A 16,098-nucleotide genomic window follows, 5' to 3' on the forward strand; every position below is an offset into this window, starting at 1 on the left:
TCACCTTTTTAATTTATAACCAATATAAAGCTGTATCATAAAATCCGATTAAAATGAGTAGGACACCTGCTATACGCTGAATACTTTTGCCGATTTTTCGGCTCTTTTTGAGTAAAGTCCCATTTAATCCAAGATAGGAGAGGATGAACATTAGTACAACAGTCCCTATCGAAAAGAATGTAGGAAACAAATACCCATAATTAGATGAGAAAGATAAAGGGATTAACGTTCCGAAAAATAGAACGAACATAGTCGGACAGAAAGCTAAAGAAAAGAAGAATCCAAGTAAAAATGAGCTAACTTCGGTTTGTTTTCGTATAAATTTGATCGAGAAGAAACTTCTTCCTTTTATAATACCTGCCAACATTAGCCCCCTTAAAATTAATAAAGGTCCAATTATTTTTCGTAACCATGGGAAATACAAAGTTAATATTTGCTGAATCTCTTTTCCTAAGAACCATACTAATAGTCCAAGTGTCGTAAAAGCTATTATTTTTCCTAAAATGAATAACAATATATGTTTCCATGCATGTCCCTTTTGTAAAGATTGATTGCCATAAAGTGAAACTTTAATCAGTGGGGGTTTTGTTCATCCCCCACTGATTATTAGTTGAACCAATCGGGCATTTACGGGCAGTTGATATCCCACCTAACTTCTTTGTCCTATCCGAATTTTGAGGTGGGAGTTTTACTGCCCGTTAATGCGGGATAAAGTGTAATAGCACTAATGTTTCCTGTTAATTGGCAAGGAGAAAGGGTACCTACAATGCCTAATAAAAACGCAAATAAAAGAGGAATTGATTTCGTAGCATTCGCGATATCCATTAAAGGAGACATGAGTTGATAACTCCACTCGCTAATTGTAGAAAATACGTTATATTCACCTTTCTAATTAAATTGGAATGTTCCATTTCTAGTAAGCTGTTTCCACGTTTTACCGTCATCTGTAGAGAGGAACACATTTGCTTTCATTGTAGCAAAAACTATTTCAGCTGAATTTTGAGGATTTTGTGATATGTACATAATTGTATCTTTAGAATCTAAAGATGGAATCTGTAAGTTTGTTTCTTCATTTGTAGCAATTGATTTCTTCGTAATCAGTTGCGCAGTTTGCTTATTAATAGAGGCATAGATAATGTCTTCATTACTTAATGTAACTGCGGTCGATTCAACTGGTTTAGAAAATAGTTCAAATGTATTTCCATAATCTGTAGACAAATATACACCGTCTTTAGCACTTACCGCGACTACACTAGATTGATCTGGATGTGCTGAAAAGGAATGGATTGTACTTGAAAGACCGTTTAATTTACTATTTTTCCAATCTTGTCCGTTGTTCGTACTGAAATAAAAACCTTGTTGTAATTTAGAATTTGGACGCTCATTGTATAAAAAAATTGCTTCCGTATTATATCCGACAGCAAGGTTGTGAAAATCAGATTCTCCATAAAAGGTTAGCTTTTCAAGGGTATTTCCGCCATCAGAACTTTTCATTAATCCTAAAGGATTTTTTAAATTTGCACCTGGTTCAGGATGACCGCTGGCAAAGAATCCGTTCTTCGTTGCCTGAAATCCCATATAATCATGTAGCTCAGTCTTAGTTTCAAACCATTTTCCATTTTGATAAACTTTTATACCACTGTGAGTTGCGATAGAAACCCCGGGCATATTTCCTGCATAGCCAATTCCGTGAATGTGCTCTATTTTCCCGGAGGTAATTTCTTTATAGAAGTTTTGCGGAATTGTATTTGCTGTTTCTTTATTTTTTGGCTGAGATTGCACCGTTTCTTTTTTAGCTGGTGCTGTTTCAGCATTGCTAGAACATCCTGTAATTATTAATAAAGAAGTAATTGCTAACCCTGTTGCTACATAATGTTTCACTTTTGTAGACTCCTTTCCATATATATGAGATTTTAAGTATATGGAATAAATGTCAAGAAATTGTGGAGTGGTATGCATAATTTAGAGTGGAAGGGGCCCTAGTAATGAAGATTTTCTTTTCTCTATGAGCACTATTAATTGACGGAAAATTACAACAATAATAGAATGAATTATATTGGATAATCAGTTTCAAAATTATACATAGAACGCTAGGGGGATTATTATGAAATCAACATTTTTTGCTCAAAATAGAGAACGATTAGTAAACACATTACCGGATGAATCTATTACTATTTTATTTGCTGGGCAAGCACCTCATATGTCAGCCGATGCACATTATAAATTTGTGCCGAATCGAAATTTTTACTATTTAACGGGAATCGATGAGCCAAATGTTATTTTCATGTTGAAAAAGTTTGGAAATAGTGTGGAAGAAACTCTTTTCATTGAAAAATCAGATCCAGTAATGGAAAAATGGGACGGTAAAACAGTTTCTAAAGAAGATGCAGAACAAATTTCAGGCATAAAAAAAGTTGTATATATAGAAAGCTTTGAGAAGACAATGGCAAATACACTTTTCACAGAAAATGTGAAGCATCTGTATTTAGATTTAGAGCGTCGTGAGTGGAAGGGTACTGAGACGAAAACGTTAGCGTTTGCTAAATATGTAAGAGAACAGTATCCACACGTTTTAATTGGTAATGTATATCCGCATATTTGTGAATTACGAGTGTTTAAAACGGAAGAAGAAATTGAAATCATTAAAGAAGCGATTGCTGTAACGAAAGACGGTATTTACAACGTACTTAAGCATGCAAAAGCAGACATGATGGAGTATGAATTAGAAGCTCAGTTTGATTTTACGCTTAAATCATCTGGAATTAAACATCATGCATTCAATACAATTTTGGCAAGTGGTAAAAATGCTACAGTCCTTCATTATGAAGATAATGATGCACAAATTCAAAATGGTGATTTAGTGCTGCTCGATTTAGGTGCTCAAAAAGATTACTACAACGCTGATATTAGTTACACATTCCCAGCTAGTGGAACATTCTCTAGTCGCCAAAAACAAATATATAATATCGTGTTAAAAGCATTGAAAGAAACAACTGAGCTTATTAAGCCAGGAGTAAAGTTTGCTGCATTAAATGAGCACACAAAAAAGGTACTGGCAGAAGAGTGTAAAGCAATTGGTTTAATTCAAGAAGATGAAGAGTTATCAAAATACTATTATCATGGCGTCAGCCATTTCCTTGGTTTAGATACTCACGATGTAGGAACATACAAAGATAGAGTGTTAGAAGAAGGTATGGTTATAACAATCGAACCTGGTCTTTATATTGAAGAAGAATCAATTGGAATTCGTATTGAAGATGATATCCTTGTAACGAAAGATGGGTATGAAAACTTGTCAAAAGATATTATTAGAGAAGTTGAAGAGATTGAAGAGTTTATGAGTGAAAATAATGTGAATGTAAAAGAAGATGAAGTTGTTACGAAATAATTATTAGAAGAGGCGCTCAATTTTGGGCGTCTTTTTATTTGATCCATTGCACATCTCCATATTTTCTTGAAAATCATTTTTTATAATGATTTTGAAAAAGAAAAAGGAGGGGTTTTCTATGAAGCGATTTGTATTAACAGCAGTTACAGTCTCTGTCATATCTTTAATTGCTGCATGTTCTGCGACCACAAATACAACAAACAATCATAAAAATATGAATGATAAAAAAACACCACAGACTGAAACGGCTACAAAACCATTGAAAGTTGAAAAAGGACCAGAAGTGACTTTAATAGCGAAAGAAGAAAAGCAAAAGCTAAGTAACGGTGTTATTGTTCCAGTCTGGACATTTAATGGCTCATCTCCTGGTCCGGAAATTCGGGTGAAAAAAGGCGAAAAGGTGAAAGTGACATTAAAAAATGAACTATCTGCACCAGTATCTATTCATTGGCATGGGTATCCTGTCCCAAATAACATGGATGGAATTCCAGGTGTGACGCAAGATGCGGTTGAAGCAGGAAAAAGTTTCACCTATGAATTTGAAGCGAACGTATCAGGAACGTATTGGTATCATTCACATCAAGATTCTGTAAATCAACTAGATAGAGGCTTGTATGGTGCTCTTATTGTAGAGGATACAAATGAAAAGTATGATAAAGATTACACATTAATGTTAGATGAATGGGTAACAGATGAAGAAGAAATTAATAAGCAGTTAAAAGAAATGACAAAAGGGAAAACAGAAAAAGCAGACGGTAATAAATCTAAGGGTAATGAAAATACGAAAAAGAATGATGATATGAAAGGCATGGATCATTCCGGTATGGACATGAAGAGTGATAAAAAAGACTCTGGCAATATGGCAGGAATGGACCATGGAAATATGAAGATGGAAGGTCATGATATGAGTATGTATGATTTATTCACAATCAATGGTAAAAGCGGAGATTTAGTAGAACCATTAAAAGTGAATAAAGGAGATAAAGTTCGTCTTCGACTCGTTAATGCTGGTTATCTATCACATGATATACATGTTCACGGTCATGATATAAAAGTAATTGCGACAGATGGTCAACCAATAAACGATCCAAAAGTTATAAAGGATCAAGTAATTTCAATCGCACCGGGTGAACGTTATGATATTGAATTTACTGCTAATAATACTGGGAAATGGTATGTGGAAGACCACTCAGCAAATAAAGGTGCCAAAGGAATGAAAGCTGTTATTGAATATGATGGCAGCAAAGAGATGAAAGATAAAGCAGATGAAAAAGAAAAATTATCGAAATTAGATATGACGAAATATGGTGCTAAAAAATTAGGTAGTTTCACGTTAGATCAGCAGTATACTGCCACATATAATATGGACTTGAATACGCAAATGAATGGAAATGAAATGGTATATACAATTAATGGAAAGGTATTTCCGGATATTGACCCAATTCCAGTGAAAAAGGGTGATTTAGTAAAAGTAAAATTGGTAAATCGTTCTAAAATGGACGATCACCCGATGCATTTACACGGTCATTTCTTCCAAGTGTTAAGTAAAGATGGAAAACCGATAGAAGGTTCCCCAATTGTGAAAGATACATTGAACTTAAAACCAGGAGAAGAATATGAAGTAGCCTTTGTAGCAGACAATCCGGGTGAATGGATGTTCCACTGTCATGATTTACACCATGCTTCAGCCGGGATGGTAACAGAAGTGAAATATACAGATTACAAATCTGATTATGTTCCAAACCCTAACATTCCTAATAAGCCAGAATAATATGAAGCAGTTATCCGATGGATAGCTGCTTATTCATTTTCGTTGCAAGTGTTAATGCATATGTTGATCGTGCCCGGATGAAGATGGGGGAGTATGATCGGGGAATGTCACGAACACGGCAACGATAATTACCACACTAATTGAAAGTAATAATAAAAAACGCCGTTGGATAAAAGTAGAAAAGGTTTCTGATAAAAGTTGAATTATACATGACATAGTTATTGTTATAGTAAGTAAAAGACTAATGAACAGTATACTGTGGGCTTGTTGAGCGTTTAACATTTCTGTAATCATTGCTCCCATCATACTTGCCATTAATCCAGAGAACATTCCTTCTAAAGCAGTAAATAGGTGAAACCGTAGACCGACTAAAAAACCGATACAACTACTAATCAAAATCGCAAGCAAAGTAGAATATAGTAATTCTCCTTTAAAGAGAATACCTAAATAAAAACCTATACTTAAACCGATACTCATACTAAAAGACATAATAAATACCATATACTCCATTAGGGTACCCTTACGTTTAGAAATATATGATGTGATAATAATCGAGATACAACAAAGTGTTAAGGCAGTTAACGTATAAGCGAACATCATGATACCTCCCTGTCCTATCATTCACTTCATCATATGTTCAAATGGAGAGTACTTATGCATATTTATATCTGCAAATTATCTGCACAATTTAAAAAAGGTAAGTTCAATATAATTTTCAAATAATGATGGTTATCTTAGTGGACGATGCTTCATAAGGGATTGTTGTATTTTAAATTTTATAGAATATAGGAAAGCAAATAGTAGTGAATGGAAAGGATGCTCGATTTTTGGGCGTCTTTTTTGTCTATGAGCATGTGAAAGAAATTGTTATATAATGAGTTTCTATTGTGAAGCCATAAAGAATAAGCGTATAATATTATAGGTCTCCCATTTGTGAGACAAACCGCGAATGATAAATAAGATGGTTGTTTTATCATCGCTTCTAAACAGATAGACAATGAAAGTAACACTGGAATACAGATAGGGAGTTAGAAGATGAAATTAATTATTGCCGAGAAACCAGATCAAGGTTTGGCTCTTGTTTCACAGTTTAAATATCGCCGGAAAGATGGGTATTTAGAAGTAGAAGCAAATGAGTTATTTCCAAATGGAGCGTACTGTACATGGGCAATTGGTCATTTGACGCAGTTATGTAATCCAGAACATTATCACGCTGAGTGGAAGAAATGGTCACTTAATACATTGCCGATGATTCCAGAGCGTTTTCAATTTGAGGTAACAAAGTCAAAGTATAAGCAATTTAACGTTGTGAAACAGCTGTTACATAATCCACAGGTAACAGAAATTATTCACGCGGGCGATGCTGGGCGTGAAGGGGAACTGATTGTAAGAAATATTATTAATCTTTGCAACGTGCAAAAGCCAATGAAGCGTCTTTGGATTTCATCTTTAACGAAGCAAGCTATTTATCAAGGATTTAAAAACTTACTAGATGAAGCAGATACGATTAATACGTATTACGAAGCATATACAAGATCTTGCGCTGACTGGGTCGTTGGTATGAATGCATCGCGTGTCTTTAGTATTTTGCTAAAGAAAAAAGGAATGAATGATGTGTTTTCCGCTGGTCGTGTACAAACACCAACATTAGCACTCATTGTAAAGCGTGAAAAAGAAATAGAGAACTTTAAGTCAGAGCCGTTTTGGGAAGTGTTCGCAACCTTTAATATAGAAGGAAAGAAATATGAGGGGAAATGGGAGAAAGATAATGAGTCCCGCTTAAATGACCCTGATTTGGCAAATAAAATTGCAGCGTTTTGTCAAAACAAACCGGCTGTAGTAAAAGAAATGAAAACGGAGCGTAAAGAGTTTCAGCCGCCGTTTTTATTTAATTTATCAGCACTGCAAGCGACAGCGAATAAGGCCTTTAAATTTTCACCAAAAAAGACACTTGATATAACGCAAGCACTATATCAAAAAGGGATTGTCTCTTACCCTCGTTCGGATTCTAACTATGTTACACAAGGAGAGGCAGCGACGTTCCCTGATATTTTACAGAAGTTAAGTCAGTTTGATGAATATAAAGGTTTATTGCCAGCACCAATTGAATCGATTATGAATAATAAGCGTTATGTGAATGAAAAGAAAGTTACAGATCACTACGCAATTATACCGACAGAGCAAGTTACAAATCCAAGCAAACTATCAGGTGATGAAAAGAAAATTTACGATATGATCGTAAGAAGGCTGATTGCGGCGCATTATGAAGTAGCAATCTTTGACTACACAACGATTACAACTCTTGTAGACGAACGTGCTGCGTTCATTTCGAAAGGAAAACAGCAAATTCAAGAAGGTTGGCGTAAAGTTATTTTCCAAGATGATAAAGATGACGAAACGATTCTTCCAATTGTAGCTGAAGGTGAACAAGGAAAAGTTGTAAAGGTGAAAGTGAAAGAAGGAAAAACACAGCCACCGAAACGTTATACAGAAGGACAACTCATTACGTTAATGAAAACGGCCGGTAAGTATTTAGAGAATGAAGAGCTTGAGAAAGTATTGAAGAAAACAGAAGGTTTAGGTACTGAGGCCACTCGTGCTGGTATTATTACAATGCTGAAAGACCGTAAATATATAGATGTACAGAAAAACCAAGTGTACGCAACCGATAAAGGGAAAGTATTAATTACAGCAATCGGTGATAAAATACTGGCTTCACCAGAAATGACAGCAAAATGGGAGCAACGCCTTGCGGAAATTGGAGAAGGTACAGCTTCACCAGCGACATTTATGGAGCAAACGAAAAAGCTATCAGCTAAAATTATTGAAGACGCGGTAGAAATGTCGGAGAAATGGGATTTCACCGGATTACATGTTGAATCGATTGAGCGAAAAGGATCGAAATTTACAACAGGTAAAAAGGTCGGTAGCTGCAAAAAGTGTGATGGCGATGTGATTGATAAGTCAACGTTTTACGGTTGTTCTAACTACAATACAACACAATGTGACTTTACCATCTCGAAGAAGATTTTAAGCAAAGCTATTTCGCAAAAAAACATGACGAAACTATTAAAAGGTGAGAAGACCGATTTAATTAAAGGCTTTAAAAAAGGCGAGAAAACGTTTGATGCGAAGTTAGAGTGGAAAGATAATAAGATTAATTTTGTGTTTGAGAATTAAGTGGTTTTAACAAATGAAAAAGCTCTTTCCCGAGTAAAATGTGCTGTATTAGGTTTGAAAATATAGATAGAAAAGAAAAAGCATGACAATTTTATGTCATGCTTTTTTATTTTATAATTACAGAGTTTTGTATACTAGCACTAAAATTTATTTGAAATAATTGTTTGAAAAGATGGTATGAAATAGTGTTAAGTAGCAATAAAGTCTTTTAAAATATAAAAAAGTTGTTTAAAGATCCTTCTTTAACTAAACGGCAGGTTAGTTTTAATACAATGTTTGTTTTATCATTTAACCAAAGTGATAGAAGGTCAAAGAAAAGGCAGTAATAAAGAAGTGCCATTCCTAATGTGGACTGGCACTTGGTAAGGTGTAAAATTCATTATTTGATTTCGGCTGAGGAATTTGATTCATCTATTTTTCCTGTACTTTATTATGATTCCTTAGACAGCCTTTTCTGTTTTAAATACCCATTGTTGGAGAGGTGGTTGATAATACGGTATCATCCACCCTAAAATTTTGCCGATAAAATAGGCGGCAATTAGTGTGCCGATTCCGATTGAGCCTAATGATTGAATGAAAACTATACAGATTGCACCAGCCACACAAATGTTTATTAAATCGCTCAAAATTTTTGCTTTACCGAATTTTAAATTAAATTTTTCACTAATTGCATAAGTTAACGCATCATACGGCATTAATGGCAGTTTCGCTGTTGTATAGCCCATTAAACCGACCGCTATAACAAATAAACTAACAATCAAATATACACTTCGAGCAAGGAGAGTTTCAGGTGCAGGGAAAAGTTGTACAAGGAAGAGCGTTGCATCCATGAAAAAACCAAATAAAAACGAAATAATGAATTGACTCACAAATTCATTTAACTCCATTCGTTTACTTAATATCACTTGAATAATAATGTATAAAACATTTGCAAGCGCCATTGTCACACCAACCGATAAACCAATCGTTAGCGTACTTGCATATGCTAATGATGACACAGGCGATACACCAAATCCTGCTTGAATCGACATGCTAATGCCAATCGACATAAAAAATAACCCGAGCACGTATAAGATGATGCGCTTCAAGGTTCTGCTCCAATGATTCATAGTATCTCTCACTTTCTAGTTAATATTATCAATATAAAGACTATAGCTATAGAATTAAATATAACGCTAAATTCGACATATGAAAAAAATATATATGATAAACTAATTATATCAAAAAACATATGATGGAGAGATACAATGGATTTCAGGCAATTATATTACTTTAAAGAAATTGTGAAACAAGGAAGCATTTCTAAGGCAGCAGAAGTGCTCCATATCGCGCAGCCCCCACTTAGCCAATTATTAAAAAAGCTTGAAACTGATCTTGGCACAACTTTAATTCATCGATATCGTCAAAAATGGGAGCTTACAGCAACAGGTGAAATACTATACCAATATGCCAATCAAATGTTAATGCAAATTCAAGATGTAAAGCAGCAAATTCAAGAAATTGAACAAGGTATAGGCGGAACAGTAAGTATCGGTGTATCGTCTACATGTTCGAATATGCTCATTGACTATGTTAGTACGTTTAGAACACAATACCCTAATGTCAAAATAAAAATAGTAACTGGAAATTCAGAAGAATTATTAAAAAGACTAGAACAAAGAGAAATTGATGTTGCCTTACTTTTACGATTGGGCAATAGTGAACAATATGAGATGAAAATATTAAAAAAACAACCAACCGCTGTGATTATTCCATCAAGTTGGGCAGCATCGTTTTCATCACAGCATGTGACGATTGAACAGATTGCCCAGTTTCCATTCATTATGCTAGGAGCAATGGAAGGACTCTCCTTCAATGAAGACCTTTTCAAAGTATTTGATGAACATCAAGTCAAGCCAAATATCATTATCGAGTGTAAAGATATAAGGATGGTTGTAGCACTTGTTAGTAGAGGACTAGGATTATCCGTTATTCCAAGAATGGATTACACATCATCATTTTTAGAACATACAACGCTTTTTGAATTGAAACAATTTGATTTTCAGTTAGAGCCTGTAATAGTAAAATTAAAAGACCAAAGAATTTCCAAAGTAGCATCTCAATTTTGGGAAATGGCTGATTAGGAGATATGAACAAAGCAAAAATAGCCTCCAATCAAGTAATAAAGACATCTTACGAAAAATTGAGCCGGGATAAAAAGTTCTTTACTAATTTGAAAAACGCAGTAATTACATTACTTATTAGTAAAGAGCTTTTTATATAAGGACATAAGTGGTTTCAACAAATGAAAAAGCTCTTTCCCGAGTAAAATGTTCTGTATTAGGTTTAAAAATATAGATATAAAAGAAAAAGCATGACAATTTTATGTCATGCTTTTTTATTTTATAATTACAGAGTTTTGTATACTAGCACTAAAATTTATTTGAAATAATTGTTTGAAAAGGTGTTATTAAATTGGACGTTTATATCATTTTTTTTATATAAAGGAAAAATAAGAAATTAGAAAATAAAAACAAGCAATGAAGAGAACAGCTGAAAGTAGCTTACACCGATGTTTATAAAAAGTTATAGAGCATTTCTTTGAATGAGGAATGCTTTTTGTTTTTGCTTGGAATAAAAATATACAACAAAAATATTATATAAAATAATAAAAATTTATTGTAAAACAATAAAATATATAATAAAATCAAAATCAGAATAAATAAGTGAGGTGCTTTTTATGGAAAAGGTAACAGCGTTGTTTTTAAAATTAGAGGAGGTATAACTATGGACATTAACAATTTAATTATTGAAAATATTGATAAGCCTCATGAGCTGGAGAGAATGTATAGAAAAGACCCGAAAGCTTTTAAAAAATCATTCTCACAAGCATGGGATGAAAACCCTGATTCTCAGGTGCTAGCTACTTGGTATGAAAGATTGCATTTCAAGGAGACGGCAAATAAAGAAAAAATATCGCTGTTTCAAAAAGGTTTCTTATTCATGGGCATGTTAGCTATTCTAGCTGGGCTAAGCACTAGAATCATTTTCCACTTTGTCGAGCAGGAAGCAATTGCTCCAATTAACCTGGTTTTTGGTATAATTCCCTTTATCGCTGCCTATTTTGTTTACAATAATACTCCGGAAAAAAGTATTATTTATTTCCTTGCATCGTTATTCCTGATTTCCGGGTTGTATCTTAATATGTTGCCATTAAATTATAAAGACAGCAGTATCCTTGCTTATTTACATCTTCCTATATTGTTATGGGTCTTATTGGGACTTGCGTTTACGGGAAATGAATATTCAAAAGGCAGTACAAGATTAGCTTATATTAAATTTAATTTAGAATATTGTCTTCTCTACGCGAGCATGGCAGTGAGCGGAATGATACTAGCAGTATTCACTATGCGATTATTTAGCTTTGTTGACTTGGATATAGGAGAATTCTATTTTAGTAATGTTGTTTTATTTGGAGCTGCCGCTCTCGCTGTAGTGGCTACATACTTAGTATCATTGAATCTTAAACTTGCTAAAAATATTACACCATACATATCTAAAATTTTTAGTCCTCTCGTCCTGATCACATTGTTGATCTATCTTATAACGGTTATATGGGTCGGGAAAAATCCGTTCTTGGACCGCAATTTCCTAATGGCCTTCAACGGAATACTCCTTGGTGTACTGGCTGTTACTATATTTTCTATCGTTGAGAGTGATTCAGACGAGAGAAAGAACATTTCAGATTATATAAACTTTGCCTTAATTGTTCTTGCGCTTATTATTGACACTGTCGCATTGTCAGCCATCGTATTCAGACTTTCTTCTTACGGGATTACACCTAATAGACTTGCTGTTTTAGGAGTAAACATACTGATCTGGGCAAATCTAATTTGGATTATGTTTTCCTATATGCGTTTTCTACAAAACAAATCAGGACCGACAGCTATCCAAGATGCCGTTACGAAGTATTTGCCAATCTACGGACTTTGGGCAGCTTTCGTTATATTTACTTTTCCTATAATGTTTAATTAGAAAGGCTTTGTTAATGTAACGACAAGCTAATTTTCTATAACGTATAAAATCCTTAGAGCCGATAAGCAGCGTTAATTCTATAATTTCTCGACAAAAAAAACGTCCCAAAGTAGGACGTTTTTTTATGTGTATTGCTGCTTTTTCTTGATAAGCAATAACACTTGTGAAACACAAGTCAGAACGGGCAACTCAATTAACGGCCCAATAACGAGTGCAAGTGCAATAAGAGGCTCGTCTGGAAAAGCTGTTACAGCAATAGCGAGTGCAACAGGCGAGTTTCTCGCTAATGTTGTTAAGCTGAGGCTGGCAGTGTCTTCATAGGATAAATGCATCATACGTCCTACAAACTGTCCTAGTATAAAGTTAATTATGAAGAACAGTAATACTGGTATAAGTAATAATAAAACAACATTCATATTTTGTAATAAGTACTTACCTTGTGAGGCAAACATCGCTACTATTGCTAAACTTAAAAATACAATTTGGGAAGAGCTGAAAAATGGAATGAGTTTATTCTCAAGTGTTTCAACTTTTTTCATTTTATGCATAATGAATTTTGTAGCGTGCGCAAGTAAAAATGGTAAGACGATTACGATAACAATACTTTCTACTAAAACAGAAACCGCTACAGTTTTCATTACACCAGCAAATAAAAGCAAATAAATTGGCAGCAATAATACTTGTAAAATTAAATTTACCGGTAGAATTGATGTAGATAATGCGACGTTACCTTTTGCGATCTCTGTGAAAATTAAATACCAGTCTGTACACGGAGTAACCATTAACATAATAAAGCCAACCCAAAGTGCTGGGTGATCTGAAAGAAATAATGCGCCTAATCCCCAAGCGAGAAGAGGTGTCCATATAAAGTTAATACCTAGGCTTGTTCCAGCGAATTTTAAGTTGCGGAATCCATTTTTTATATCCTTTAATGGGATGCTAAGGAATAATCCATAAAGCATTAAAAATAAGAAGGGGACAATAAATTTTTCCGAATACATATGTACCATATTAAATTGTCCTAATATAACCCCGAATATAACAGCTGCAAGAATGATAAAGGTTTGAATCTTTTCTAAAGTACTCATTAATTAATCCTCTCTATAGATGAATTTCCCTCTCTAGTTATATTATACAAGGTATTTTACTTATGTGTTTTTGAATTAATCATTTTGACTGAGGAAATATCTTTATTAAATGTTTTTAATTCGAGATTTTTTTCTTTTTGAAAAGTTACTTGACTAAAGTAAGTAGATATATTACAATCACTTACATAAGGTAATTAAATAACAAAAAGTTTTAATTTACTTAGGTTAAGGTATCAATTGGAACTTTTTATTAGAATAAGAATTTTTATGATGATGAATAATGAATATGATAAGAAAGTTTAGGTGAAGAAAATGGGATTATTTAGCTCATTGTTTGGTAAAAAAGAAGAAAATACAAAAGTAGAGGGGAATAAAACAATGTCAAAAGTATTATTTGTAAAAGCAAACGATCGTCCAGCGGAGCAAGCAATTAGTTCAAAAATGTATGAAACATTTGTAAGTGCTTATAAGGAAGCAAATCCGAATACAGAAATTACGGAGTTAGATTTATTCGCATTAGATCTTCCGTATTACGGAAATATCGCTATTTCAGGTGGATATAAACGTAGTCAAGGAATGGAGATAACAGCTGAAGAAGAGAAGGCAGTTGCTACAGTAGATAAATATTTAAATCAATTTTTAGAGGCAGATAAAGTAGTATTTGCATTCCCATTATGGAACTTTACAGTACCAGCACCATTAATTACTTACATTTCATATCTTTCTCAAGCTGGAAAAACGTTTAAATATACAGCGAACGGTCCAGAAGGTTTAGCTGGTGATAAGAAAGTAGTTGTATTAGGTGCTCGCGGTTCAGATTACTCTTCAGAACAAATGGCTCCTATGGAAATGGCTGTTAATTATGTGACAAACGTACTTGGGTTCTGGGGCATTACAAATCCAGAGACAGTTGTAATTGAAGGGCACAATCAATATCCAGATCGCTCACAACAAATTGTTGAAGAAGGTTTAGAAAACGTTAAAAAAGTAGCTGCGAAATTTTAATTAATGATAGTAAATGGAAAAACCAACATGGATGACCGTGTTGGTTTTTTAGTCTATTTTTTTGTGAAAAAATGTATATTTATAAAATAAATGAAAAGTTTGAAAATAGTATTGCAAAATATTATATATCAAACTATAATGAGTTCAAGAATAGTTGATACTTAAATTAAATATTCAGAAAATTCAATTAGTTAAAATTGGAAATGAGACAAAGAATTTTGAATGGGGGTTATATTATGGCGAATAAAGTACCGTTTTCGTTCATAGTAGTTATCGGATTAATGTTATTTGCACTATTTTTTGGAGCAGGGAATTTAATATTCCCAGCGATGCTTGGTCAATCGGCAGGAGAGAATGTATGGATTGCTAACGCTGGATTTTTAGTAACAGGAGTAGGTTTACCATTACTAGGTGTATTAGCATTTGGGATTTCAGGTAAAGAAGATTTACAGTCATTAGCAAGCCGAGTGCATCCAGTATTCGGAATTGTATTTACGACAGTTTTATACTTAGCAATCGGTCCATTATTCGCTATTCCGAGAACAGGAAGCGTTTCTTATGAAATTGGTATTAAGCCTTTCGTGCCAGAAGGATTAAGTTCTACAGCGCTAATTCTTTTTACAATTGTATTCTTTAGCATCACTTGTTTTTTTTCGCTAAATCCTGCGAAAATTGTCGATATTGTAGGAAAAATCTTGACGCCAATTAAATTAACGTTTATTGGAATTTTGGTAGTCTTTGCTTTTATTCATCCAATGGGAGAAATGCAAGCACCTGCAGAGGCTTATACATCACATGCGTTCTTTAAAGGGTTCCAAGAAGGATACTTAACAATGGATACGTTAGCATCATTCGTATTTGGTATTATCATTATCAATGCTATTAAAGAAAAGGGCGCAAAAACAAAAAAAGAAATTATGATTGTTTGTGCAAAAGCAACATTGATCGCTGCATCTATTTTAGCAATAATTTATTCAGCACTTTCATTTATGGGGGCTTCAAGTGTTGCAAAACTTGGTCACTTAGATAACGGTGGTGCAGTATTAGCAAAAGTTTCAAGCTATTATTTTGGTTCATATGGCGGAGTTATATTAGGTATAATGGTTATAGCAGCGTGTTTAACAACTAGTGTTGGACTTGTCTCAGCGTGTTCTTCATTTTTCCATAAGCTATTCCCAAGTATTTCATATAAAACGATTGCAATTATGTTATCAGTTTTCAGTGCAGTTGTTGCAAATGTAGGTTTAACACAATTAATCTCAATTTCAGTTCCTGTATTAACAGCGATTTATCCATTAGCAATCGTATTAATTTTCCTAACGTTCCTTCACCCATTGTTCAATGGAAGAGCTGAAGTGTATCAGGGAAGTTTATTAGTAACATTTATTGTAAGTATGTTTGATGGATTAAGTGCTGCTGGTGTGAAATTAGCAGTAGTGAACGATATTCTTACTAAGTTACTTCCAATGCATGCAGTTGGATTAGGCTGGGTATTACCAGCAGTAATTGGTGGATTAATTGGATACGGCATTAGCGTTGTAAAAATGAAAAATGGAGTTCAGCCAGCAGCTGGTGCGAATAAGAAAATAAGTTAAACAAAAAAAGTTATAGAATTTGATTCTATAACTTTTTTTGTTACTATTGATAAGAAT

11 protein-coding genes and 1 pseudogene are annotated in these 16,098 nt (G+C 33.9%); 7 read left to right on the forward strand and 5 right to left on the reverse strand.

The genetic code is table 11. From position 1 onward, the window contains the following. Positions 1 to 13 precede the first annotated feature (13 nt). Together AC1DKZ_RS12515 and AC1DKZ_RS12520 are read right to left on the reverse strand one after the other, a co-directional pair. Positions 14 to 837 (reverse strand): annotated as a pseudogene (locus tag AC1DKZ_RS12515) (urease accessory protein UreH domain-containing protein). 51 nt (positions 838 to 888) lie between these two features. Then, positions 889 to 1,881 carry a F510_1955 family glycosylhydrolase gene (locus tag AC1DKZ_RS12520; RefSeq protein WP_476996354.1) on the reverse strand — a complete coding sequence of 331 codons (993 nt, stop codon included), beginning with the start codon at positions 1,879 to 1,881 and terminating at the stop codon, positions 889 to 891. Positions 1,882 to 2,104: 223 nt separating this feature from the next. Between AC1DKZ_RS12520 and AC1DKZ_RS12525 the strand changes: the two genes are divergently transcribed. Continuing rightward, positions 2,105 to 3,388 carry an aminopeptidase P family protein gene (locus tag AC1DKZ_RS12525; RefSeq protein ID WP_476996355.1) on the forward strand — a complete coding sequence of 428 codons (1,284 nt, stop codon included), beginning with the start codon at positions 2,105 to 2,107 and terminating at the stop codon, positions 3,386 to 3,388. Between the two features lie 118 nt (positions 3,389 to 3,506). Continuing rightward, complete coding sequence (locus AC1DKZ_RS12530; protein WP_476996356.1) at positions 3,507 to 5,159, forward strand: multicopper oxidase family protein; 1,653 nt, start codon at positions 3,507 to 3,509, stop codon at positions 5,157 to 5,159. Positions 5,160 to 5,210: 51 nt separating this feature from the next. On the opposite strand, the gene AC1DKZ_RS12535 is transcribed toward AC1DKZ_RS12530, so the two are convergent. Further along, the gene (locus tag AC1DKZ_RS12535; RefSeq protein ID WP_219302005.1) at positions 5,211 to 5,756 is read right to left on the reverse strand and encodes a hypothetical protein; all 546 of its coding nucleotides are present in this window, start codon (positions 5,754 to 5,756) and stop codon (positions 5,211 to 5,213) included. A 438-nt stretch (positions 5,757 to 6,194) separates the two neighbouring features. Between AC1DKZ_RS12535 and topB the strand changes: the two genes are divergently transcribed. Beyond that, positions 6,195 to 8,339 (forward strand): DNA topoisomerase III, encoded by a 2,145-nt coding sequence (topB, locus tag AC1DKZ_RS12540; RefSeq protein WP_113938145.1) that lies wholly within the window; start codon positions 6,195 to 6,197, stop codon positions 8,337 to 8,339. 440 nt (positions 8,340 to 8,779) lie between these two features. Here topB and AC1DKZ_RS12545 read toward each other — a convergent pair whose 3' ends face one another. Continuing rightward, the gene (locus AC1DKZ_RS12545) at positions 8,780 to 9,448 is read right to left on the reverse strand and encodes a YczE/YyaS/YitT family protein (RefSeq protein WP_033708127.1); all 669 of its coding nucleotides are present in this window, start codon (positions 9,446 to 9,448) and stop codon (positions 8,780 to 8,782) included. Positions 9,449 to 9,586: 138 nt separating this feature from the next. On the opposite strand from AC1DKZ_RS12545, the gene AC1DKZ_RS12550 reads away from it, so the two are divergent. Continuing rightward, the gene (locus AC1DKZ_RS12550; RefSeq protein WP_002086234.1) at positions 9,587 to 10,462 is read left to right on the forward strand and encodes a LysR family transcriptional regulator; all 876 of its coding nucleotides are present in this window, start codon (positions 9,587 to 9,589) and stop codon (positions 10,460 to 10,462) included. Positions 10,463 to 11,105: 643 nt separating this feature from the next. Then, positions 11,106 to 12,353 carry a DUF4153 domain-containing protein gene (locus AC1DKZ_RS12555; protein ID WP_476996357.1) on the forward strand — a complete coding sequence of 416 codons (1,248 nt, stop codon included), beginning with the start codon at positions 11,106 to 11,108 and terminating at the stop codon, positions 12,351 to 12,353. 122 nt (positions 12,354 to 12,475) lie between these two features. Here the strand turns inward: AC1DKZ_RS12555 and AC1DKZ_RS12560 are convergent, their stop codons facing one another. After that, on the reverse strand, positions 12,476 to 13,441 hold the full coding sequence (locus tag AC1DKZ_RS12560; protein WP_002086231.1) for an arsenic resistance protein: 966 nt from the start codon (positions 13,439 to 13,441) through the stop codon (positions 12,476 to 12,478). A gap of 312 nt (positions 13,442 to 13,753) precedes the next feature. On the opposite strand from AC1DKZ_RS12560, the gene AC1DKZ_RS12565 reads away from it, so the two are divergent. After that, positions 13,754 to 14,446, forward strand: a complete 693-nt coding sequence (locus AC1DKZ_RS12565) for an FMN-dependent NADH-azoreductase (protein WP_000522520.1) — start codon at positions 13,754 to 13,756, stop codon at positions 14,444 to 14,446. 236 nt (positions 14,447 to 14,682) lie between these two features. Beyond that, a complete protein-coding gene (gene brnQ / locus AC1DKZ_RS12570; RefSeq protein ID WP_242308767.1) occupies positions 14,683 to 16,041 on the forward strand; it encodes a branched-chain amino acid transport system II carrier protein in 1,359 nt (452 codons plus the stop codon). Positions 16,042 to 16,098: the final 57 nt, after the last annotated feature.

The organism is Bacillus sp. 05T21, assembly GCF_056396785.1.

Coding starts and splice junctions, on each gene's coding strand:
- AC1DKZ_RS12565 (WP_000522520.1), top strand. CDS start 13,754: ATGGGATTATTTAGCTCATTGTTTGGTAAAAAAGAAGAAAATACAAAA.
- AC1DKZ_RS12535 (WP_219302005.1), bottom strand. CDS start 5,756: ATGTTCGCTTATACGTTAACTGCCTTAACACTTTGTTGTATCTCGATT.
- AC1DKZ_RS12560 (WP_002086231.1), bottom strand. CDS start 13,441: ATGAGTACTTTAGAAAAGATTCAAACCTTTATCATTCTTGCAGCTGTT.
- AC1DKZ_RS12545 (WP_033708127.1), bottom strand. CDS start 9,448: ATGAATCATTGGAGCAGAACCTTGAAGCGCATCATCTTATACGTGCTC.
- AC1DKZ_RS12550 (WP_002086234.1), top strand. CDS start 9,587: ATGGATTTCAGGCAATTATATTACTTTAAAGAAATTGTGAAACAAGGA.
- AC1DKZ_RS12525 (WP_476996355.1), top strand. CDS start 2,105: ATGAAATCAACATTTTTTGCTCAAAATAGAGAACGATTAGTAAACACA.
- AC1DKZ_RS12530 (WP_476996356.1), top strand. CDS start 3,507: ATGAAGCGATTTGTATTAACAGCAGTTACAGTCTCTGTCATATCTTTA.
- brnQ (WP_242308767.1), top strand. CDS start 14,683: ATGGCGAATAAAGTACCGTTTTCGTTCATAGTAGTTATCGGATTAATG.
- AC1DKZ_RS12555 (WP_476996357.1), top strand. CDS start 11,106: ATGGACATTAACAATTTAATTATTGAAAATATTGATAAGCCTCATGAG.
- topB (WP_113938145.1), top strand. CDS start 6,195: ATGAAATTAATTATTGCCGAGAAACCAGATCAAGGTTTGGCTCTTGTT.